This window comes from Streptomyces sp. CBMA291, assembly GCF_014596525.1.
GTDB lineage: Bacteria > Actinomycetota > Actinomycetes > Streptomycetales > Streptomycetaceae > Streptomyces.
On sequence record NZ_MSJP01000066.1, the window covers coordinates 1 to 20,139 of the forward strand.

The 20,139-nt window shown below is 71.3% G+C and carries 18 protein-coding genes and 1 pseudogene; 6 read left to right on the plus strand and 13 right to left on the minus strand.

What is annotated here, in order from left to right:
• From glpR to galU, 6 genes are all read right to left on the minus strand, one after another.
• The coding region (gene glpR, locus BU197_RS30510) for a gephyrin-like molybdotransferase receptor GlpR (RefSeq protein WP_411158496.1) at positions 1-790 on the minus strand (790 nt) is incomplete at its 3' end.
• A 137-nt stretch (positions 791-927) separates the two neighbouring features.
• Positions 928-1,539, minus strand: coding sequence for a GNAT family N-acetyltransferase (locus BU197_RS16700; protein WP_188269099.1), 612 nt, complete (start codon positions 1,537-1,539; stop codon positions 928-930).
• Entirely contained in the window at positions 1,536-2,060 is a 525-nt protein-coding gene (locus BU197_RS16705) for a molybdenum cofactor biosynthesis protein B (RefSeq protein WP_188269100.1), read from the minus strand. The genes BU197_RS16700 and BU197_RS16705 overlap by 4 nt, the downstream gene beginning before the upstream one ends.
• A complete protein-coding gene (gene moaC / locus BU197_RS16710) occupies positions 2,057-2,542 on the minus strand; it encodes a cyclic pyranopterin monophosphate synthase MoaC (RefSeq protein WP_188269101.1) in 486 nt (161 codons plus the stop codon). The genes BU197_RS16705 and moaC overlap by 4 nt, the downstream gene beginning before the upstream one ends.
• 57 nt (positions 2,543-2,599) lie before the next feature.
• Positions 2,600-3,970 (minus strand): gephyrin-like molybdotransferase Glp, encoded by a 1,371-nt coding sequence (gene glp / locus BU197_RS16715; protein ID WP_188269102.1) that lies wholly within the window; start codon positions 3,968-3,970, stop codon positions 2,600-2,602.
• A gap of 4 nt (positions 3,971-3,974) precedes the next feature.
• Positions 3,975-4,886, minus strand: coding sequence for a UTP--glucose-1-phosphate uridylyltransferase GalU (gene galU / locus BU197_RS16720; RefSeq protein WP_188269103.1), 912 nt, complete (start codon positions 4,884-4,886; stop codon positions 3,975-3,977).
• Between the two features lie 104 nt (positions 4,887-4,990).
• Between galU and BU197_RS16725 the strand changes: the two genes are divergently transcribed.
• Positions 4,991-5,596, plus strand: a complete 606-nt coding sequence (locus BU197_RS16725) for a 5-formyltetrahydrofolate cyclo-ligase (RefSeq protein ID WP_188269104.1) — start codon at positions 4,991-4,993, stop codon at positions 5,594-5,596.
• On the opposite strand, the gene BU197_RS16730 is transcribed toward BU197_RS16725, so the two are convergent.
• Positions 5,586-8,369: a penicillin acylase family protein gene (locus BU197_RS16730; RefSeq protein ID WP_188269105.1), complete on the minus strand. Its 2,784-nt coding sequence runs from the start codon at positions 8,367-8,369 to the stop codon at positions 5,586-5,588. The two genes, BU197_RS16725 and BU197_RS16730, sit on opposite strands and share 11 nt — an antisense overlap.
• Positions 8,370-8,672: 303 nt before the next feature.
• Between BU197_RS16730 and BU197_RS16735 the strand changes: the two genes are divergently transcribed.
• From BU197_RS16735 to mscL, 5 genes are all read left to right on the plus strand, one after another.
• Positions 8,673-10,478, plus strand: a complete 1,806-nt coding sequence (locus BU197_RS16735; protein WP_411158497.1) for a potassium/proton antiporter — start codon at positions 8,673-8,675, stop codon at positions 10,476-10,478.
• A 273-nt stretch (positions 10,479-10,751) separates the two neighbouring features.
• Entirely contained in the window at positions 10,752-12,023 is a 1,272-nt protein-coding gene (locus BU197_RS16740; RefSeq protein WP_188269106.1) for an MFS transporter, read from the plus strand.
• A 68-nt stretch (positions 12,024-12,091) separates the two neighbouring features.
• On the plus strand, positions 12,092-12,439 hold the full coding sequence (locus BU197_RS16745) for an FmdB family zinc ribbon protein (protein WP_188269107.1): 348 nt from the start codon (positions 12,092-12,094) through the stop codon (positions 12,437-12,439).
• Positions 12,440-12,892: 453 nt separating this feature from the next.
• Complete coding sequence (locus BU197_RS16750) at positions 12,893-13,486, plus strand: hypothetical protein (protein WP_188269108.1); 594 nt, start codon at positions 12,893-12,895, stop codon at positions 13,484-13,486.
• A 111-nt stretch (positions 13,487-13,597) separates the two neighbouring features.
• Positions 13,598-14,110, plus strand: coding sequence for a large conductance mechanosensitive channel protein MscL (gene mscL / locus BU197_RS16755; RefSeq protein WP_188269109.1), 513 nt, complete (start codon positions 13,598-13,600; stop codon positions 14,108-14,110).
• 19 nt (positions 14,111-14,129) lie between these two features.
• On the opposite strand, the gene BU197_RS16760 is transcribed toward mscL, so the two are convergent.
• The 6 genes and pseudogenes from BU197_RS16760 to BU197_RS16785 form a co-directional block, all read right to left on the minus strand.
• Positions 14,130-14,351, minus strand: coding sequence for a hypothetical protein (locus tag BU197_RS16760; protein WP_188269110.1), 222 nt, complete (start codon positions 14,349-14,351; stop codon positions 14,130-14,132).
• 167 nt (positions 14,352-14,518) lie between these two features.
• Positions 14,519-14,890 (minus strand): annotated as a pseudogene (locus BU197_RS16765) (hypothetical protein); the annotation flags it as partial.
• A gap of 254 nt (positions 14,891-15,144) precedes the next feature.
• Positions 15,145-15,870 carry a ubiquinol-cytochrome c reductase iron-sulfur subunit gene (locus tag BU197_RS16770; protein ID WP_188269111.1) on the minus strand — a complete coding sequence of 242 codons (726 nt, stop codon included), beginning with the start codon at positions 15,868-15,870 and terminating at the stop codon, positions 15,145-15,147.
• Positions 15,867-16,511 (minus strand): 4Fe-4S dicluster domain-containing protein, encoded by a 645-nt coding sequence (locus BU197_RS16775; protein WP_188269112.1) that lies wholly within the window; start codon positions 16,509-16,511, stop codon positions 15,867-15,869. Before BU197_RS16775 ends, BU197_RS16770 begins: the two co-directional genes overlap by 4 nt.
• Positions 16,512-16,517: 6 nt before the next feature.
• Positions 16,518-18,854 carry a molybdopterin oxidoreductase family protein gene (locus BU197_RS16780; protein ID WP_188269113.1) on the minus strand — a complete coding sequence of 779 codons (2,337 nt, stop codon included), beginning with the start codon at positions 18,852-18,854 and terminating at the stop codon, positions 16,518-16,520.
• Positions 18,851-20,002, minus strand: a complete 1,152-nt coding sequence (locus tag BU197_RS16785) for an MFS transporter (protein ID WP_188269114.1) — start codon at positions 20,000-20,002, stop codon at positions 18,851-18,853. The genes BU197_RS16780 and BU197_RS16785 overlap by 4 nt, the downstream gene beginning before the upstream one ends.
• Between the last annotated feature and the right edge of the window lie 137 nt (positions 20,003-20,139).

A 20,139-nucleotide genomic window follows, 5' to 3' on the forward strand; every position in this document is an offset into this window, starting at 1 on the left:
GCCTGCTCTCGCGCAGCCGGGCGGCGGCGGCCTCGGCGCGCCGCCGGTCCATGACGTACACGAAGCGGCGCCGTTCCTGGATCCGCAGGTGCACGATGTACGCGCTGAGGAGCAGGGCGGGGACGGCCGGGGCCCAGAGGAAGGGGACTCCGCCGACGGCCGCGACGACCGCGCCGAGGGTGAAGGCGCCGAAGAGGAGCGTGGTGGTGCGGCGCCGACGGGCGAGGACCTTGCCCCGGCGGGCGCGCTCGGCGGCGCCGGGGGCCGGGCGGCCCGGGGCGCCCGGGATACCCGGAGCGCCCGGCGTGCCCGTAGCGCCAGGGACGAGCTGGTGCGCCGGTTCCGGGCCGGTGCCGGGCTCCGGTCCAGGGCCGGGCTCGGTCGCCGGTCCCGCGCCGGGTCCCATGCCCGATCCGGGTCCCGAGCCCGCGCCCGGTCCCGTGCCCGCCGCCGCTCTGGGCTCCGGTCCCGGTTCGGGGAGTTCCAGGCGCGCTTCCGTTCTGGCCGCGGGCGCGGAGAAGGCCCGGACGTCGGCCGAGCCGAGGGGCTCGGTCGCCACGTCCGGGTCCACGTCGGGCGTCGGACCCTCCGCCGTACGGTCCCGCTGCTTCAGCTCCTTGGCGTAGCGACGTTCCATGCCCGCCCGGCCGGAAAGCAGCCGGATGGCGGTACTGAAACGTTCCGTGGGACGGGCTTCGTTCAGCTCGTCCTGCCTGCGGAGCCACATCGGCACCAGGTAGGCGGCCCAGGCCCCGACGATGACTGCGTAGATGAGGCCGCTGCTGCTCACGCCTCACACGGTAGAGGGGTTCACAGGGGGGCATCGGCCAATTGAGCCGGTGTGTCGCACGATCTAGCTGATATCACTGAATTTTTTTGTGATTTTTCAGATCGATTGTCTGCCAACTACCGATTGAATTCGAACATTTATTTCATTCTTGCCTGGCGCCACCGTCTGAGCAGCCCTTCCGGGACCTCCTCCGCCGTCAGCGCGAAGACCAGATGGTCCCGCCAGGCGCCGTCGATGTGCAGATAGCGGGGCCGCAGCCCCTCCTCGCGGAAGCCCAGCTTCTCCACCACCCGCCGGGAGGGTCCGTTCTCCGGGCGGATGCACACCTCAAGACGGTGCAGCCCCACCGTGCGGAAACAGTGGTCGACGGCGAGCGCGACCGCCGTCGGCATCACCCCGCGCCCGGCGACCTCGCTGTCCACCCAGTACCCCACGTGCCCCGAGCACATGGAGCCCCAGGTGATCCCGGCGACCGTCAACTGACCGACGAGCCGCCCCCGGTACTCGATGACGAACGGCAGCATCCGGCCCGCGTTCGCCTCCGACCGCAGATGGCGGACCATCTGACGGTACGTCGGCCGCTGGACGACCGGCCCGCCCGGATGCGGCGGTGGGACCGTCGCCTCCCAGGGCCGCAGCCACTCGCGGTTGCGCCGGTTCACCTCGCGCCAGGCGGCGTGGTCCCGCATCCTTATCGGACGCAGCAGCACCTCGCCGTCGACGAGGACGACCGGCCAGGACGGGATCACGACGCTCTCGGGTGGTCGCCGCCGCGGATCTGGTCGACGGCGTGCCGCAGCAGCGGCGCCAGGACCGCGAGCCCGTCCCGCACCCCGCCGGAGGACCCCGGCAGGTTCACGATCAGGGTGCCGCCCGCGACCCCGGCGAGCCCCCGCGAGAGCGCCGCCGTCGGCACCTTCTCCCGGCCGTACGCGCGGATCGCCTCCGGGATGCCCGGGATCTCCCGGTCCAGGACCCGGGCGGTCGCCTCGGGCGTCCGGTCGGTGGGCGAGACGCCCGTGCCGCCGGTGGTGACGATCACGTCGTACCCCCCGGCCACGCCCTCCCGCAGCGCCTCCTCGACCGGCGCCCCGTCCGGGACGACCCGGGGGCCGTCCACCGCGAAGCCCAGGCCGGTCAGGCCCTCGGCGGTCAGCGGACCGCCCTTGTCCTCGTAGACCCCGGCCGCCGCCCGGTTGGAGGCGGTGACGACGAGCGCGGTGTACGGGGCGGGGCCGCCGCCCGCCGCCGCCGGGAACTGGCGGGTCACGCCTCGCCCCGCGTCCAGTGGCCGGACTTGCCGCCGGTCTTCTCCTCGACCCGTACGTCGGAGATGACCGCGCCCTTGTCGACCGCCTTCACCATGTCGACGACGGTCAGCGCCGCCACCGAGACCGCCGTCAGGGCCTCCATCTCCACGCCCGTGCGGTCCGCCGTCCGGACCGTCGCCAGGATCTCCACCGCCTCGTCGGTGACCGCCAGGTCGAGCGTGACGCCCGAGAGGGCCAGCGGGTGGCAGAGGGGGATGAGGTCCGGGGTCTTCTTGGCGCCCATGATCCCGGCGATCCGGGCGGTCGCGAGCGCGTCACCCTTGGGGACGCCCTCGCCGCGCAGCAGCTCGACCACGCGCGGCGAGACGAGGACCCGCCCACTGGCGCGCGCGGTGCGGGCCGTGACGTCCTTCGCCGATACGTCGACCATGCGGGCGGCGCCCGCCTCGTCGATGTGGGTGAGACCTTGCTGCGTGCTCATGGCCGTGACACTCCCGGTCGCTGTGTGGGACGACACCGTACCCCCACCCCCGCCCCCTCAGCCGAGGAGGACCACCTCCAGGTCCGCGCCCGGTTCCACGCTCCGCGTCTCCTCCGGGACCACGAGCAGGCAGTCCGCGTGCGCGAGGGCCGCGATCAGATGGGAGCCCGCGCCGCCCACCGGGGTGACGGTGCCCGCCCCCGGGTCGTACCTCCCCCGGAGGAACTGCCGCCGCCCCTGCGGCGAGGACAGCGGCCCGTCGGCGACGAGCCGCGCCCGCGTCCGGGGCCGGTTCGGCTCCGCCAGGCCCATCAGGGTCCGGATCGCGGGCCGGACGAACAGCTCGAAGGAGACGTACGAGGAGACCGGGTTCCCCGGCAGGGCCAGCAGCGGGATCTGCTCCTCGCCGATCGCGCCGAAGCCCTGCGGCTTGCCCGGCTGCATGGCGAGGCGGCGGAAGTCGACCTGCCCGTCGGCGCTCAGCGCCTCCTTCACCACGTCGTACGCGCCGACGCTCACCCCGCCCGTGGTGACGATCAGATCGGCCCGGATCAGCTGGTCCTCGACGGTGGCGCGCAGCGACTCGGCGTCGTCGGCGACGGCCCCCACCCGGTAGGCCAGGGCGCCCGCGTCCCGCGCGGCGGCGGCGAGCGCGAAGCTGTTGGAGTCGTGGATCTGGCCGGGGCCCAGGGCCTCGCCCGGCTGGACCAGCTCGCTGCCCGTGGAGACGACGACCACCCGGGGGCGGGGCCGCACCCGGACGGTGCCGCGCCCGATCGCGGCGAGCAGCCCGATCTGCGGCGGCCCGAGGACGGTGCCCGCCGCGAGGGCAAGCTCCCCCGCCTTGACGTCGCTGCCGCGCGCGCGGACATGGGCGCGGGCCCCTGCCGGGCGGTGCACCCGGACCTCGCCGCTCGCACCCCCGCCGCCGAGGCTCATCTCGGTGGCGGGGCCCGTGCCCGTACCGCCGTCGGTCCACTCGACGGGGACGACGGCCTCGGCGCCGGGCGGCAGCGGGGCGCCGGTCATGATCCGGGCGGCCTGCCCGGGGCCGACCTCGGGGAGCCCGGCGGCGCCCGCCGCGACGTCCCCGACGACGGTGAGGACGGCGGGGAACTCCTCGGTGGCGCCGGAGACGTCGGCGACCCGGACCGCGTATCCGTCCATGGAGCTGTTGTCGAAGGGCGGCAGCGCGACCGGCACCGTCACGTCCTCGACGAGGACGCAGCCCTGGGCGTCGAGGAGCTGGAGCTCGATGGGTTCGAGCGGGCCGACGGTCGCGAGGATGTCCGCCAGATGCGCGTCCACCGACCAGAGCCCGTCCACGGGCCCGCCGCGCACCCCGGCGTCATCGCCGCCGGGGCCCTCGTGCCCACCGCTGCCGTCGTGCTCGTCGTGGGGCGGCGACGGTGCCGTACTGCTGCTCAAGGCGCTACATCTCCTCGCTGACGTATCTCCGGAGCCAGGTCCGGAAGTCCGGTCCCAGATCTTCACGTTCGCACGCGAGTCTGACAATGGCACGCAGATAGTCCCCGCGGTCACCGGTGTCATAACGGCGTCCCTTGAACACCACCCCGTGCACCGGGCCGCCGATCTTCTCGTCGGAGGCCAGCTTCTGGAGCGCGTCGGTCAGCTGGATCTCCCCGCCACGCCCCGGCTCGGTCTCCCGCAGCGTCCCGAAAACGGCCGGATCCAGTACGTACCGGCCGATCACCGCGTAATTGCTGGGCGCCTCGCCCGGTTCCGGCTTCTCCACCAGATCGGTCACCAGGACCACGTCGGGGTCGGCGGTCCCCTCCACGGCCGCGCAGCCGTAGAGATGGATCTGCGAGGGCTCGACCTCCATGAGGGCGATGACGCTGCCGCCCTCCCGCTCCTGGATCTCCACCATCCGCGAGAGCAGCGGGTCGCGCGGATCGATCAGGTCGTCGCCGAGGAGGACCGCGAACGGCTGGTCGCCGACGTGCGGGGCGGCGCACAGGACGGCGTGCCCGAGACCGCGCGGGGCGCCCTGGCGCACGTAGTGCATGGTGGCGAGGTCGCTGGATTCCTGCACCTTGGAGAGGCGGTCCCCGTCGCCCTTGCGGGTCAGGGCCTCCTCCAGCTCGTAATTGCGGTCGAAATGGTCTTCAAGGGGACGTTTGTTCCGTCCCGTGATCATCAGTACGTCGGAGAGACCCGCGGCCACGGCCTCTTCCACGACGTACTGGATGGCCGGCTTGTCGACGACCGGCAGCATCTCCTTCGGCGTCGCCTTGGTCGCCGGAAGGAAGCGGGTGCCGAGGCCGGCGGCCGGGATGACAGCCTTGCTGATCCGGCCGAGCCTGGGGAGCGACAGATTCATGCGGTGCACCTTAGTCGTTCGTAATGAGAGAAAGATGTGGCTCCGATTAACTTCCTCCACATAAAGACAGTTACGAGAGTTTCGAAAACGTGAGAGGAACCGTCATGACACCCCAGATGCCCGGAAAAGCCATGCTCCGCAGTCGACTTCTGGCCTCCCGCGCCGCACGGGACGCCGAGTCCCTCGCACGCACCGCCGAATCCCTCGCCCGCAGGGGGGTCGAACTGCCGGAACTCTCCGGGGCGTCCACGGTCGCCGCCTATGTGTCGGTCGGCCGCGAACCGGGTACGCGCGCGCTGCTCGACGCGCTCCACGCGCGCGGGATCCGGGTCCTGCTGCCCGTCCTGCTCCCCGACAACGATCTCGACTGGGCGGCGTACGAGGGACCCGGGGCGCTGGCCAAGGCCGGCCGTGGGCTGCTTGAGCCCACCGGACCCCGGCTCGGCCCCGAAGCCGTGTGCGCCGCCGACGCGGTGCTCCTCCCGGGGCTCGCGGTCGACGGGCGCGGGATGCGGCTCGGGCGGGGCGGCGGCTCGTACGACCGGGTCCTCGCCCGGCTGGCACGCGCGCGCGTGGATCCGGCCCTGGTGGTGCTCCTGTACGCGGAAGAGGTGGTCGCCCGGGTCCCGGAGGAACCGCACGACCACCCCGTGCACGCGGTGGTGACCCCCGAGGGGGTCACCCGGTTCCGCGGCGCCGCTACGGCTTGAGGAGCAGCGTGTCCTTGGTCGAGGCGTCGACCGCCGCCTCGCCGAAGGACCAGTCGTACAGCTCGCCCTTCGCCCAGGCGTCCGTCTGGTCGGTGTAGTGGGAGCTGAAGGCGTGGCCCGATGCGCCGGTGAGGTTGATCCACCGGGACTTGTCCCAGTCGCCGACGTTGACGACCATCCGCATCGACGGCACCCAGATGACCTCGTAGCCGCCGGCCGCGTTCCAGCCGGTGGCGTCGACGGCCGCCTCGCCGCCGCCCAGGTTCCACGGGCCCCGGTTGAGCAGGCGCTTCACGACGCCGGGGCCACCGGTGCCGAGGGTCTGGTTCTCCAGGTTCAGCTGGTGCAGCCGGCCCCAGCTCCAGCTGGAGACGTCCTTGCCGAGCTTGGCGGTCAGCTCCCAGCGCGCGTCCTTCATGGCGCGGGCGAGCAGCTGGTCACGGGTCTCGGTGGCGGCGTCCAGACGGTTGCCGGGGGTGGTCCACCACTCGCTCTTCTCCTGCTTGAGGAGCGGGCGGACCACCTCGTACCAGCGGTCGCCGCCGTCGGGCTGCGCCGAGTCGGGGTCGCGCTGGCCGCACTCGCGGACGAGCTTGTTCTGCTCGTCGACCGGTCCGGTGGCGTCGGCGGGGCGCACGTTGAGGCAGTCGCCCTCGGCGCGCAGCTCCTTGGGCAGCTTGTTGCCGAAGGCGAGCTTGAGGACGTTGCGCCAGACCGCGTTGAAGTAGGCGGCGGCGGCCGAGTCGGGCTCCTGCGTGTAGTCCCAGCCTTCGAGGAGCTTCTGCGCCTCGCGGACGTACGGGTCGGAGACGTCGATCTTCAGCAGGAGCGGGTTCAGCAGGGTCGCGATCTCGCTGCGGTTGTCGGTCTGCATGGTCCGCATGTCGTCCGGCGAGATCTTTCCGCCGTCCTTGGTCTTCGACTCGATGAGGTCGTTGATCCGCTGGCTGCGCGAGCCGTAGCCCCAGTCCTTGGTGAGGAGGTCGGGGTAGCTCTTCTCGTCGACGACCGCCTGGTTGGCGGTGACGATGTAGCCGCGCTCGGGGTCGTACTCGTAGGGCAGCTTCTCGAAGGGGATGTAGCCCTTCCAGCGGTACGAGGAGTCCCAGCCGGGCGCGGGGAGGGTGCCGTCGCCCTTGCCGCGCTGCGGAATCCTGCCGGGCGACTGGTAGCCGATGTGGCCCTCGGTGTCGGCGTAGATCAGGTTCTGCGAGGGGACCTCGAAGTTCCTGGCGGCGGCCCGGAACTGGTCGAAGTCCTTGGCGCGGTCGAGGGCGAAGATCGCGTCCATCGACTTGCCGGGCTGGAGGGCGGTCCACTGGAGGGAGACGCCGTAGCCGGTGCCCCGGTCGGGGGCGGCGTTGCCGACGGGGGCCTTCTGGCCGACCTTCTCCAGCTCGGTGGAGCGGTCGGAGACGAGGGGGCCGTGTTCGGTGGAGCGGACGGTGATCTTCCGGTCGTTTCCGCCGGCGACCTTGATGACCTCCTCGCGGACCGTGAAGGGCTTGGTCCTGCCGTCGACGACGTAGCCGTCGGGGCCGATCCGCTCCAGGTAGAGGTCGGTGACATCGGCGCCGAGGTTGGTGAGACCCCAGGCGATCCGGTCGTTGTGCCCGATGATCACACCGGGCATGCCGGAGAAGGTGTACCCGGCGACGTCGTAGCGGCAGGTCGCCGAGACCGAGCGGCAGTGCAGACCCATCTGGTACCAGAGGGACGGCAGCTGCGGCGCCAGGTGCGGGTCGTTCGCGAGCAGCGGCTTGCCCGAGGTCGTGTACTTCCCGGCGACGACCCAGGAATTCGAGCCGATGCCGTTGCCGTTCGGGCCCAGCAGCGCCGGGATCGTGTCGAGGACGTCGGAGAGGCCGCTGAGCTGCGCCTGCGGACCGCCGGTGCCGTCGCCGTTGCCATTGCCATTGCCATTGCCGCCGGTGCCGTTCCCGGTCCCGTCGGTGCCGTCGCCGGTGCCGTCGGTCCCGGTCCCGTTCCCGCTGCCGCCCTCGGCCTTCGGGTCGAACTTCCCGCTCTCCTCGTCGACCCCGCCGCCGGAGACGATCGGCTGGTGCAGCTTGTACGGGTACTCCGGGTAGAGCTGCTTGATCTGGCTCGCGCTCAGCCGGCTCGTCATCAGCGAGCGGTCGATCTCGTCCTGCATGTTGCCGCGCAGGTCCCAGGCCATCGCCTTCAGCCAGGAGACCGAGTCCACCGGCGTCCACGGCTCGATCGTGTAGTCGTTGGCGAGGGCGAGGGCCGCGTACTCGACGGAGACGTCCTTCGGGGCCCGGTCCTTCAGATAGGCGTTGACGCCCTCCGCGTAGGCCTGGAGGTACTTCTTCGTCTCCGCCGACAGAACCTTGTCGTACTCCTGCTGCGCGACCCGGCGCCAGCCGAGCGTCCGCAGGAAGGAGTCCGTCTCCACCTGGTCCTCGCCGAACATCTCGGAGAGGCGGCCCGCCGTCACGTGCCGCCGGACGTCCATCTCGTAGAACCGGTCCTGCGCCTGGACGTAGCCCTGCGCGCGGAACAGGTCCGTCTCGGTGTCCGCGTAGATCTGCGGGACGCCGTTCGCGTCCCGCTTGACCTCGGCCTCGCCGGAGAGCCCGTCGAGCCGGATCTCGCCCGTGGTCTGCGGGAACGAGGCCCGGACGGTGCTCACGCCCCAGTACCCGCCGTATCCCGCGCCCGCGACCAGGGCGAGGACCAGGACGAGGAGGATCAGGCGGGCACGCCGCCCTTTCTTCTTGACGGGGGGCGCGGTCGTGTTGGAGGGCATCGCTGTCCTTCGAGGCGCGGGGTGGTCCTGGAGTACGGGAGCAACCTTAGGCGCAGCGTCCGGACGCGCTGGACTCGGTGTCGCGAAGAGAACCCCGATCCCCGGGGTGACGAGCGGCCGGAGCAGCGGACGGACGAGCGCCGGACGACCGGACGGATGAGCCGACAGTCACAAAGAACGCGTCAAGAACGCGTTAAAGATTAGGTAAGGTAACGAAGTACCGGCGGCTGGAGGAACGATCCGGCAGCGCCTGAGGGGAAGGAACGGCCACTGACTGTCCACCAGCTCAACGAACTCCTGCTCATCAGCTCGCTCGTGCTTCTGATCGCGGTCGCGGCCGTACGGATCTCGTCCCGCAGCGGGCTCCCCAGCCTGCTGATCTACCTCGGCATCGGCATCGCCATGGGGCAGGACGGCATCGGCAACGTCGCCTTCGACAACGCCGAGCTGACCCAGGTCATCGGATACGCCGCCCTCGTCGTGATCCTCGCCGAAGGCGGTCTCGGCACGAAGTGGAAAGAGATCAAGCCGGCGCTCGGCGCGGCGGTCGTCCTCTCCACCGTCGGCGTCGCGGTGAGCGTGGGCATCACGGCCTCCGCCGCCCACTACCTCGTCGGTCTCGACTGGCAGCAGGCCCTCATCATCGGCGCCGTCGTCTCCTCCACCGACGCCGCCGCCGTCTTCTCCGTCCTCCGCAAGGTGCCACTGCCCTCACGCGTCACCGGTGTCCTCGAAGCCGAGTCCGGCTTCAACGACGCCCCCGTCGTGATCCTCGTCGTCGCCTTCTCCACCACGGGACCGGTCGACCACTGGTACGTCCTCGTCGGGACGATAGCCCTGGAACTCGCCATCGGCGTCGCCATCGGCCTCACCGTCGGCTTCCTCGGCGCCTACGGGCTCCGCCACGTCGCCCTGCCCGCCTCCGGGCTCTACCCGATCGCCGTCATGGCCATCGCCGTCACCGCGTACGCCGCCGGTGCCATGGCCCACGGCTCCGGCTTCCTCGCCGTCTACCTGGCCTCGATGGTCCTCGGCAACGCCAAGCTCCCGCACGCCCCCGCCAACCGGGGCTTCGCCGAGGGCCTCGGCTGGATCGCCCAGATCGGCATGTTCGTCCTGCTCGGCCTGCTCGTCACCCCGCACGAGCTGCTCCACGACTTCTGGCCCGCCGTCGTCATCGGCCTGGTCCTGACGGTGATCGCCCGGCCCATGGAAGTCCTGGTCAGCCTGCTGCCCTTCCGTATCCCCTGGCAGGAACAGGCCCTCCTGTCCTGGGCGGGTCTCCGCGGCGCCGTCCCCATCATCCTGGCCACCATCCCGATGGTGGCCGGAGTCGAGGGCAGCGAACGGATCTTCAACATCGTCTTCGTCCTCGTCGTCGTCTACACCCTCGTCCAGGGCCCGACGCTGCCCTGGCTCGCCAAGGCCCTCAAGCTCAGCTCCTCCGGCGAAGCCGCCGACCTCGGCGTGGAATCCGCGCCCCTGGAACGCCTCCGCGGCCACCTCCTCTCCGTCGCCGTCCCGGAGCACTCCCGGATGCACGGCGTCGAGGTCGCCGAGCTGCGCCTGCCGGCCGGAGCCGCCGTCACCCTCGTCGTACGCGACGACACCAGTTTCGTCCCCGGCCCCGACACCGTCCTGCGGCACGGCGACGAACTCCTCGTCATCGCGACCGATCCGGTGCGGGACGCCGCCGAGCGCCGGCTGCGCGCGGTCGGCCAGGGCGGCAAACTCGCCGGCTGGCTCGGCACCGGCGGCGCCACCGCCGCCTCACTCCCCACGGGCACGGCCCTGCGCTTCGCCCGCGTGGGAGAACGCGCGGGACGACGGGCGGGGGCAGGATCGGGGTCCGGTTCCGGGTCCGGTTCCGGTTCCGGGTCGGGGTCCGGGTCCGGGTCGCGGCCAGGTTTGGAGTCGGGGTCCGGGTCGGGATCTACGGCGGGATCCACGCCCAGGTCAGGTTCGAGGTCAGGTTCGAGGTCCGGATCAGGGTCCGGATCAGGGTCCGGATCAGGGTCCGGATCAGGGTCCGGATCAGGGTCCGGATCAGGGTCCGGATCAGGGGCAGGGTCAGGGACGGGATCAGGGACGGGATCGGGGTCCGGCTGATCCCGGCGGACGGGGCGGGTCCGGCCCGGTCCGGGTCTTCTCAGGGGCGTTCTCCCAGACGGGGGAACGCCCCTCCCTGTAGCATGGGGGCGCACTTGATCGAACCAACTCTGCCTGACGCAGAGCTGGCGCGACCGTATGGCGGCCGCGACGCCCCCCTTCCCGGCGGGGCGGGCCCGGTATCTACCGCAGTTCCGCGCATGAGGACAGCTCTCGGCGACACCCGCACCACCGTGCACGGGACGCGCTACCAGGCGGCAGAAAGGCAAGGCCGTGGCGTCCACGGTCGACACGGGCAAGCGGCCCGGCTACGGGCAGCTGTTGCGCACTCCCGGCGCGCTGTCCTTCCTGATACCCGGCTTCGCCGCCCGGCAGCCCTTCGCGATGCTGACCATCGGCATCGTCCTGCTCGTCCAGCACACCACCGGCTCCTTCGGCAGCGCGGGCGCGGTCGCCGCCGTCACCGGCGTCTCGATGGCCCTGTTCGCCCCGCAGAGCGGCAAGCTCGCCGACCGCTTCGGGCAGCGCGCCGTCGTGATCCCCGGCGTGCTCGTCCACACCGCGTCCGTGTCCCTGCTCGTGGTCCTCGCGCTCGGCGACGCCCCGCTGTGGGCGCTGTTCCTCGCCGCCGTGCCCGCCGGAGCCTCCGTACCGCAGGTGGGGCCGATGATCCGGGCCCGCTGGGCGGCCAAGCTCGACGGCACCCCGCTGATGCCGACGGCCGCCGCGTTCGAATCCGTCACCGACGAGTTCACCTTCGTCGTCGGGCCCGTCCTCGCCACCGCCCTGTGCACCGGCATCCACCCGGCCGCCGGTCTCGTCGCCGAAGCCGGGCTCACCCTGCTCGGCGGGCTCTTCTTCGCCGCCCAGCGCGCCACCCAGCCTCCCTTCGGCGCCCCCGCCGCCACCGCAGCGGGCCCCCACCGCTCGGCGCTCGCCGTGCCCGGCGTCCGTGTCCTGGTCGTCGCCTTCCTCGGCATCGGCGCCGTCTTCGGCGGTATGCAGGTCTCCGTCACCGCCTTCTCCGAGGAGATCGGCAACCCGGGCGCCAACGGCCTCCTCTACGGGGTCTTCGCCGCAGGCAACATGCTGTCGGGCATCGCCATGGGCGCCGTCGCCTGGAGGTCGGGCCCCCGCAGCAGGCTCCTCGTGGGCTACACGGGCCTCGCCCTCGCCGCCTCCCTGCTGTGGACGGCGCACTCCGCGCCGGTCCTCGGCGCCCTCGGTCTCGTCGTGGGCCTCTTCGTCGCCCCCGCCCTGATCGCCGGTTACACCATCGTCGAGACCCTGATCCCGGCGTCCGCCCGCACCGAGGCCTTCACCTGGCTCACCGGCGCCGTCGCGCTCGGTCAGGCGGCGGCCGTCACCATCGCCGGACGGCTCGCCGACGCCCAGGGCGCGAGCACCGGATTCCTGGTCCCCATGGCGGCCACCGTGCTCGCCCTGGTCACCCTCCTCGCCCTGCGGTCCCGGCTCAGGCCCCGCGAGACGGACCCGGCCTCGGCGCGTGGCGTCGGTCACCGCGTGCCGGTGGCGGTGGACTGATCCCGCGGAATACGTCACTATGGAACGTCGTTAGCACTCGATGAGTGTGAGTGCCAGGAGGAAGACAAGTGCCGACCTACCAGTACCAGTGCACCGAGTGCGGCGAGGGCCTCGAGGCGGTGCAGAAGTTCACCGATGACGCGCTGACCGAGTGCCCCCAGTGCAAGGGCCGCCTGAAGAAGGTGTTCTCGGCCGTCGGCATCGTCTTCAAGGGATCCGGCTTCTACCGGAACGACAGCCGAGGCTCGTCGTCCAGCAGCTCGCCGGCCTCGTCGAAGTCCTCGACCTCGTCGACGTCGTCCGCCCCGTCCTCCTCGGACGCGAAGCCCGCCGCGTCGACGTCCGCGTCTTCGTCGTCCTCGTCCTCGGCGTCTTCTTCGTCGTCGAGCACCGGAAGCTCCACTTCCGCCGCCTGACGGCCGCACGCACCCGTACACGTTCCACCGAAGGCCCCGCCCTGGCTGCTCCATGGCGGGGCCTTCGGCGTGGGCGGGGGCAGGGGCTTGGGTGTGGACGGGGCTTGGGTGTGGACGGAGCCTCGGTGTGGGCGGGGGCAGGGGCTTGGGTGTGGACGGGGCTTGGGTGTGGACGGAGCCTCGGTGTGGGCGGGGGCTTGGGCATGGCGGGGACGGACTTGGGCCGCGGGAATGGTGGGCTCGCGGGCGGGCCGAGGGGGTCGCGGGCGGGCTGCGGGGGCCGAGAGCGTCGCGGGCAGGTACGTCGTTCCGGGCTCCGAGGGCCGTAAACCCCTCCTGAGAGTGACGGAGTTTTCCACAGGTACGGGGTTGGTCCACAGGTCCGAGCGGGACACCGCTCCGGCCGGGACAGTGGGAGCCGAACCCACCCCGACCAGGACGGCGGCACCCCTGATGACACCTGGACACGACCCCACCCGACACCGGCCCGAAGACCCGGCGCCCGAGGCCCCTCCGCTCTCCCCCGTCCCCGAGCCCTGCGTGGTCCCCGCCTTCGAACCCCTCCGCGTACGAGGACCCCGGCACCGGCTGCGCGGAGCACTGCGCAGAGCCCGCCACCTGCCGGCGACCCTGCTCGCCCTGACCGCCGCCATGCTCGCCTTCACCGGAAACGGGGGCGGGGACGGGGCCCGGGGCGGGGCCACGCCCGGTGGCGGCGCCCCGGCGGTCACCGCGTCCGGCCCTGCCCGGCCGCACTCCGCCGCCCGGCCGGTCTCCGTCCCCGTACGGATCGCCGACGCCGCGACCGTACGGCTACTGCACCCCGGCGACCGGGTCGACGTGATCGCCGCGCCCGTCTCGGCGCTCGGCGGAGGCGGGGCGGAGACCCGGGTGGTCGCCCGAGGCGCCCAAGTGGCCGAAGTCCCCCACCCGGGTGAGACTGGGCCGAACGGCGGGGCCCTGGTCGTCCTGTCCGTGCCACGGCCGACGGCGGCAGCGCTCGCGGGCGCCGGTGTCACGTCGCAACTGGCGGTGACTCTGTGCTGATTCGCACTGACTCCCTGTCGAGTAACCGTTCCGTGTGTACGGATTGGACGCCTCTGCGCCGTTCACGGCCTAATGGCTCCGCACACACCACGAGCGACGAAAGGCACCTCGGTGGCCGAGAAGAAGGAAAGTTTGCTGGGCGGCTTCAAGGCCTTCCTGATGCGCGGCAACGTGATCGACCTGGCCGTGGCCGTCGTCATCGGTGCCGCCTTCACCAACATCGTGAACTCGGTGGTGAAGGGCATCATCAACCCGGTCGTCGGCGCCTTCGGCACCAAGGACCTGGAGAGCTACGCGAGCTGCATCCAGGGCTCCTGCACGACGGGGGCCAACGGCGAGATGGAGGGCATCCAGCTCCAGTGGGGCCTGGTCCTCAGCGCCGTCCTCAGCTTCCTGATCACCGCGGCCGTCGTCTACTTCCTGATGGTCCTGCCGATGGCGAAGATCCTCGCGAAGCGCGCCGCGCACGAGAAGGCGAAGGAAGGCGTCGCCGAGACCATGGAGATCAGCGAGCTGGAGGTGCTCAAGGAGATCCGCGACCACCTCGTCGCCCAACGCGGCCCCGCTGCCGGGACCGGTACGGGTCCCGGCTCCGGTGGCCCGGGGGCGCACCCCACCTCCTGACCGGCGGCCTCCGCCGGGATCAGAGGTGGTGCGGCGGCTTCTCGTCGAGGAAGCGCGCGAGGTCGGCGGCGCTGTCACCGCCGACCGGAGGCCGCTCGCCCCAGCCACGGTCCGTGTCGTCCGCGGACTGCTGGTCCAGCGGATCGTCGAAGACCAGTGCCGGCTTCGGGCTGTTCCCTGGACGGGAAGCGACGTCGGACCGCTTCGCGTCTCGCGGTCCGTGGGCGGGGGCGGTACTCATACCTTCAGAGTACGCCCGGGGCCCGACCCCGCCCCGGACCCGGCCCCCGGACCCGCCCGACCACGGCCCCCTGCCCGGTGGCGGAACCAGATGGCGGAACCAGGTGACAAGGCCAAGCGAACGGGCCCGACGGCGGAACCCGGCCCGACGCCACCGGCCCGGCTCCCTCAACGGTCCTCCGGGTCGAGGAACCAGAGACCCAGGACCACCAGAAACGACAGAACGAGGAAACCTGCGCCCCACCACGCGGTACCGGTGTCACCGGCCATCCACTCGTCCACCACGATCGTCAGGCCCCACAGCTGCCCGATGACCACCGTCAGCGCCAGCACCAACCGGGCCGTCAGCTTCGAAGAACGCTCCGGCTCCTGCTCCAGCCCGGCCCCCGGACCCGGCCCGGTGCGGGTGATCCGGGGATCGCCGTACCCACTGGTGGGACGAATCTGCGGATACCGCTCCCGAACGGGCCGGTTCAACCGCGGCTGAGCACTGCCGGGGGTGAAGGCGGGGAGGGGAGGGAGGGGGGAGGGAGGGGAGGGGGGAGGGGCCCCTCCCCCCGGTCCAGCCCCAGCCCCAGCCCCAGCCCCGGATTCGCCCCCAGCCCCAGGCTCGCCCCCGCCCCCAGGCTCACTCCGAGGTCCGACCCCACCGCCAGCCCCGACCCCGTCCCCGGGCCCAGTTTCGCCCCCGGTCTCTCCCTCGGTCTCGTTGCCCCATCCTCCTCCCACGCCGTTCCAGCTTCCGGAGGGTGGGGGTTTCGAGGCTTCCGGGTCTCGGGGGAACGGGCTGTCGGTCATGTGCGCTCATCCCTCTCGGGTCGCGGAGCACTGCGGGTGGTGTCCGGTCGGGTGGTGTCCGGAGCCCGGTGGGTGGTGTCGGGGGTGCTGCCTGCGGAGCCGGGGGTGTCGTGGGTGGTGTCCGGGGCGCTGTGGCAGATGCGGAGGGCATCGTTCTGTTGGCGGCAGAGTCCTTCGCGGGCGGTTTCGCCGGAGCGGGCGGTGCCGATGGCCCAGATGGTGCCGTCGGTCTGTTCGAGGAGCAGGACTTTCGGCAGGGGGCGGGGTGGGGGTCCCGCGGTGACTTCTCCCGTACGGGCGTTGAAGATCCCTTCGTGGCAGGGGCAGTACAGCTCGCCTTCGCTGCCTCGGTCCTTGCGCCAGAGCACGGCGCAGGCGAGGTGGGTGCAGACGGCGGAGTAGCCGGCGAGGGTGCCGTCTTCGAGGCGTACGGCGACGGCGCGGTCGTCTTCGCCGGGGTAGCGGAAGGCGAGGGATTCGCCGGGCAGGATGCGGTCGGCGATCTTCTTGGGGGTGGGGGCGCCTTCGCTGTCGCCGTGCCGGTGGAGGATGCCGGAGGCGACGGCGACGCCGCCGACGGCGAGGCCGCCGGAGACGGTGGCGACGATCCGCAGGTAGTCGCGGCGGGTGGTGAGGGAGTCGGCGGCGATGCGGTCGTGGAGTGCTTCCTTGGCGGCGTCGGAGGGCGGCGGGGCGGGGGGCAGGGGGTCGGTGAGGCTCATCGGTAGCTCTCCCTTCGTCCGTCGCCCTGGCCGGGGGCGGTCGCGGTGACGTCCGTTCCGTTGATCTCGACGATGGGCAGGCCGCCGGGGACGGGCCATTGGACCTTGTCGGCGGGGACGACCATGGCGACGCCGGTGGAGACGGTGGTGCTGCCGAAGGTGAAGGAGTCGGCGACCTGGACGCCGGGGCGTTCGGTGCGGAGTTCGTCGAGGGTGCCGTAGAAGAGGGCGCCGGTGGGGCAGACGGTGGCGCACATGGGGGCGAGTCCGTAGGAGGTGCGGTCGTAGCAGAGGTTGCACTTCATCTGGAGTTTCGCCTGGAGGTCGATCTTGGGTACGCCGAAGGGGCAGGCGTTGACGCAGTTGGCGCAGCCGATGCAGCGGGTGGTGTCGGCTTGTTGGACGACGCCGTCGGCGGTGACGAGGATCGCGTCGGCGGGGCAGACCTCGGCGCAGGGGGCGACGGGGTCCTCGCAGTGCATGCAGACGGTGGGGAGGGAGGCGACGGTGTGGCCTTCGTCGGGGTAGTCGAGGTGGATCATCGACTTGCCCCGGTGGGAGTCGCATTCGCGGCAGGCGGAGACGCAGGCTTGGCAGCCGATGCAGCGGCCGGGGTCGATGAAGATCGTGCGGCCCATCATGGGTGGTCAGCTCCTCTCCGCGGTGCCGCGGCCCTGGGACGAGGTGGGGGGCCGGGGGTCGGTGCGGGAGACCTGGGTCTCGGGGTAGGCCTGGTGGCCGGGGGCGGTGGGTGGGGCGGGGACGTCGTCGATGCGGGGGGCGGCTTCGATGCGGGCGGCGCAGACCTTGTACTCGGGGATCTTGGAGCGGGGGTCGAGTGCGTCGATGGTGAGGGCGTTGGCCGCGGTGGGGACGGGCCAGTGGTAGGGGATGAAGACGGTGTCGGGGCGGATGGCTTCGGTGACGAGGGCGGGGAAGACCTCACTGCCGCGGCGGGTGACGACGCGGACGGGGTCGCCGTTGCGGAAGCCGTGGGAGGGGTGGACTTCGACCCAGGGGCGGGGGGTCTGTTCGACGAGGGCGCCGAGGCGGCGGGTCTGGTTGCCGGAGAGGTAGTGGGCGACGGTGCGGCCGGTGGTGAGGGAGAGGGGGTATTCCTCGCTGTACGGGTCCATCGGCGGGTGCCATTCGACGACTTGGAGGTGGATTTTGCCGTCGGGGTGGTAACTGCGGCCGTCTTCGAAGAGGCGGGGGGTGCCGGGGTGGTCGGTGGTGGGGCAGGGCCAGGCGATTCCGCCGGTTTCCTCCAGGCGTTCGTAGGTGATGCCGTAGTAGTCGTTGACGGTTCCGGCCGAGGCGATGCGGAGTTCTTCGAAGACGGAGCGGGAGTCGGGGAAGGCGAATTTGTCTCCGGCGCCGAGGCGGCGGGCCAGTTCGCACATGACCCAGGTGTCGGTGCGGACTCCGGCGGGGGGTTCCTGGGCTTTGTTGTGTTTGACGACGCGGGCTTCGGCGTTGGCCATGACTCCTTCGTCTTCGGCCCAGACGGTGACGGGGAAGACGACATGGGCGTTGGCGGCGGTCTCGGAGAGGAAGAAGTCGAATTGCGCGTGGAATTCGAGGGCGTCGTAGCCGTCTTTGACGGTGGCGTAGTTGGGGAGGGAGACGAAGGGGTTGTTGCAGATGCCGATGAGGCCGCGGAGTTCTTTGCGTTGCATCTGCCAGACCATTTCCATCATGGAGGTTCCGGCGCCGGGTAGTTCGCTTTCCTCGATTCCCCAGATGTCGCAGATCTGGCGGCGGTGTTCGGGGTTGGTGATGGAGCGTCCGCCGGGGAGGAGGTCGGATTTCTGACCGTGTTCGCGTCCGCCTTGTCCGTTTCCCTGGCCGGTGATGGTGCCGTATCCGGCGCCGGGTTTGCCGAGGTTTCCGGTGGCGACGCAGAGGTTGATGACGCTGAGGCAGTTCTCGACGCCCTGGGAGTGGTGTTCGATGCCTCGGGCGTGCCAGGCCATGGCCCTGTCGGCGCCGCCGAACATGCGGGCGACCTGGACGATCTGTTCTTCGGGGATGCCGCAGATCTCGGCGGCGCGGGCGGGCGGGTAGGCGGCGACGGTCCGTTTGACCTCGTCCCAGCCGGTGGTGTGGGCGGCCAGGTAGGTCTCGTCGGTGAGTCCTTCGGCGACGACGACGTGGAGGAGGGCGTTGAAGAAGGCGGAGTCGGTGCCGGGTCTGAGGGCGACGTGGACGTCGGCGGTGCGGGCGACGGCGGTTTCCCGGGGGTCGACGATGACGAGGGTGGCACCTCGGTCGCGGGCTCCCCAGAGGTACTGGGTCATGACGGGGAAGCATTCGCCGATGTTGGATCCCGCGATGAGGAGGCAGTCGGTGAGAAGGATGTCGGAGAAGGGGTTTCCGGCGCGGTCGATGCCGAAGGCGAGTTTGTTGGCGCCTGCGGCGGAGACCATGCAGAGGCGTCCGTTGTAGTCGACGCTGCGGGTCTTGAGGGCGACTCGGCCGAATTTTCCGACGAGGTAGGTCTTCTCGGAGTAGAGGCTGGCGCCGCCGAGGAGACCGAAGGAGTCGTTGCCGTAGGCGGTCTGGATGCGGCGGATCTCGGCGACGGTGTGGTCGAGGGCTTCGTCCCAGCTGACTTCGCGGAATTCCTCGTCGTGGTTGCGGCGCAGCAGGGGGGCGGTGAGCCGGTCGGGGTGGTTGACCTGCTGGTAGGCGTTGATGCCTTTGGGGCACAGGCGCATGCGGTTGATGTCGTGGTTGCGGGGTTCGACGCCGAAGACCTTGCCGTGGCGGTCGACGCGGAGGTACATGCCGCATTGGACGCCGCAGAAGCAGCAGTGGGTGGGGACGAGGGTCTCGCCGTTCTGGTCGGCGTGCCACTGGTCGGCGGGGATGCCTCCGGCGTCGCGGAAGTCACGGGTGCCGGGCGGGGCGAGGGAGGGGTCGAGGGGGACGGGTTCGGTGGGGTGGTACGCGGTGGGGGCTGCCGGGTCGGAGGCGGTCACTTGTAGCCCTTCTTCACGTGGTCGAGGTAGGCGTTGCCGCGCAGGACGCGCTTGCAGCGGGGGCAGTACTCGGTCCACGCGTCGAAGCCGAGTTCGAGGTCGCGCATGGTGCTCTGGAGGTTCTCCACGTAGGGGGCGGTGTCGATGGGCTGGTGGCAGCGGCGGCAGGTGAGGATTTCCTCTTCGCCTTCGCGGCGGGAGGTGTATTTGAAGAGCTGCATGCCGACGGCGGCGGGGCGCTGGACGATGTGGAAGAACTTCCCGAAAGGGATGTAGATGAGGGTGAAGACGACGGAGACCATGTGGAGGACGGCGAGGAATTCGTAGCCGCCGCCGTGCAGGAAGATCGACGAGAAGGTCAGCAGAAGTCCGGTGACGGAGACGACGATCAGGGCGATGAGCGGGACGAGGTCGTAGGCGAAGCGCTGGCCGGTGATGGCTCCGCGGTCTTTCATACGGCGCCAGAGGAAGTAGGCGGCGCCCGCGATGACGAGGACGGCGGCGATGTCGAGGCCGTGGAACATGAGCCAGCCGACGGGGCTGAGCGCGTCGAACCCGATGATCTTGAAGCCCCAGATCCGCATTTCGTAGCCGGGTCCCGCGCCGGTGGCCGAGGTGAAGGTGAACCATCCCCAGGTGAGGGGGAAGGTGATGGCGGCGGCGAGCAGGCAGCCCCAGAAGACGAGCTGGTGGGCGGCCCAGCGGGCGTGGGAGCGGGCGCCGAGGAACTTCTGGAAGCCGAGGTAGGTGGCGATCATGCGGGGCAGGGCGGTGGGGGCCTTGCGGAAGTTCGCGGCGGAGAAGAAGGAGCGCCAGCCCTGCCGGAAGAGGCGTCGGGCGCCGGGGGCGGAGATCCAGACGGTGTAGCGGTAGGCGATGCCGAAGGCGAGGAAGACGGTGGCGACGGCGTAGGGCAGGAGGGCTGAGTCGAAGTCGTGGAGGAGTCGGCTGCCGAGGACGATGGCGAGGATGAGCAGGAGGGAGACGGCGGTGCCGGCGAGGGCGGCGCGTCGGCGGGCGTCGGCGGGGGTGCCGGGTGGGGGGCCGGTGAGGTGTCCGTCGCCTCCGTGCTGCCCGTGCTGTCCGGGAGGGTTCCGGGGTGTTCCGGGCGGGGGTGTCGGCTCGGCGGTCTGCGGTGGCTCGGTCACCCGGTCACGGTAAGGCCGCTTGTGCCGTTTTGCCCCGTTTTGCGGGGCGGAGGGGTGAGGAGGTGACCCACCCGGCGGGATGCCCGACCAGTGGATGCCCGACCAGCGGGATGCCTGCCCGGCGGGATGTCCGGTCG

Bases quoted from the DNA above. Each gene is read 5' to 3' on its own strand.
- moaC (WP_188269101.1), bottom strand. From the start codon at position 2,542: ATGAGCACGCAGCAAGGTCTCACCCACATCGACGAGGCGGGCGCCGCC.
- galU (WP_188269103.1), bottom strand. From the start codon at position 4,886: ATGAATCTGTCGCTCCCCAGGCTCGGCCGGATCAGCAAGGCTGTCATC.
- BU197_RS16725 (WP_188269104.1), top strand. From the start codon at position 4,991: ATGACACCCCAGATGCCCGGAAAAGCCATGCTCCGCAGTCGACTTCTG.
- BU197_RS16730 (WP_188269105.1), bottom strand. From the start codon at position 8,369: ATGCCCTCCAACACGACCGCGCCCCCCGTCAAGAAGAAAGGGCGGCGT.
- BU197_RS16750 (WP_188269108.1), top strand. From the start codon at position 12,893: ATGACACCTGGACACGACCCCACCCGACACCGGCCCGAAGACCCGGCG.
- BU197_RS16760 (WP_188269110.1), bottom strand. From the start codon at position 14,351: ATGAGTACCGCCCCCGCCCACGGACCGCGAGACGCGAAGCGGTCCGAC.
- BU197_RS16770 (WP_188269111.1), bottom strand. From the start codon at position 15,870: ATGAGCCTCACCGACCCCCTGCCCCCCGCCCCGCCGCCCTCCGACGCC.
- BU197_RS16775 (WP_188269112.1), bottom strand. From the start codon at position 16,511: ATGATGGGCCGCACGATCTTCATCGACCCCGGCCGCTGCATCGGCTGC.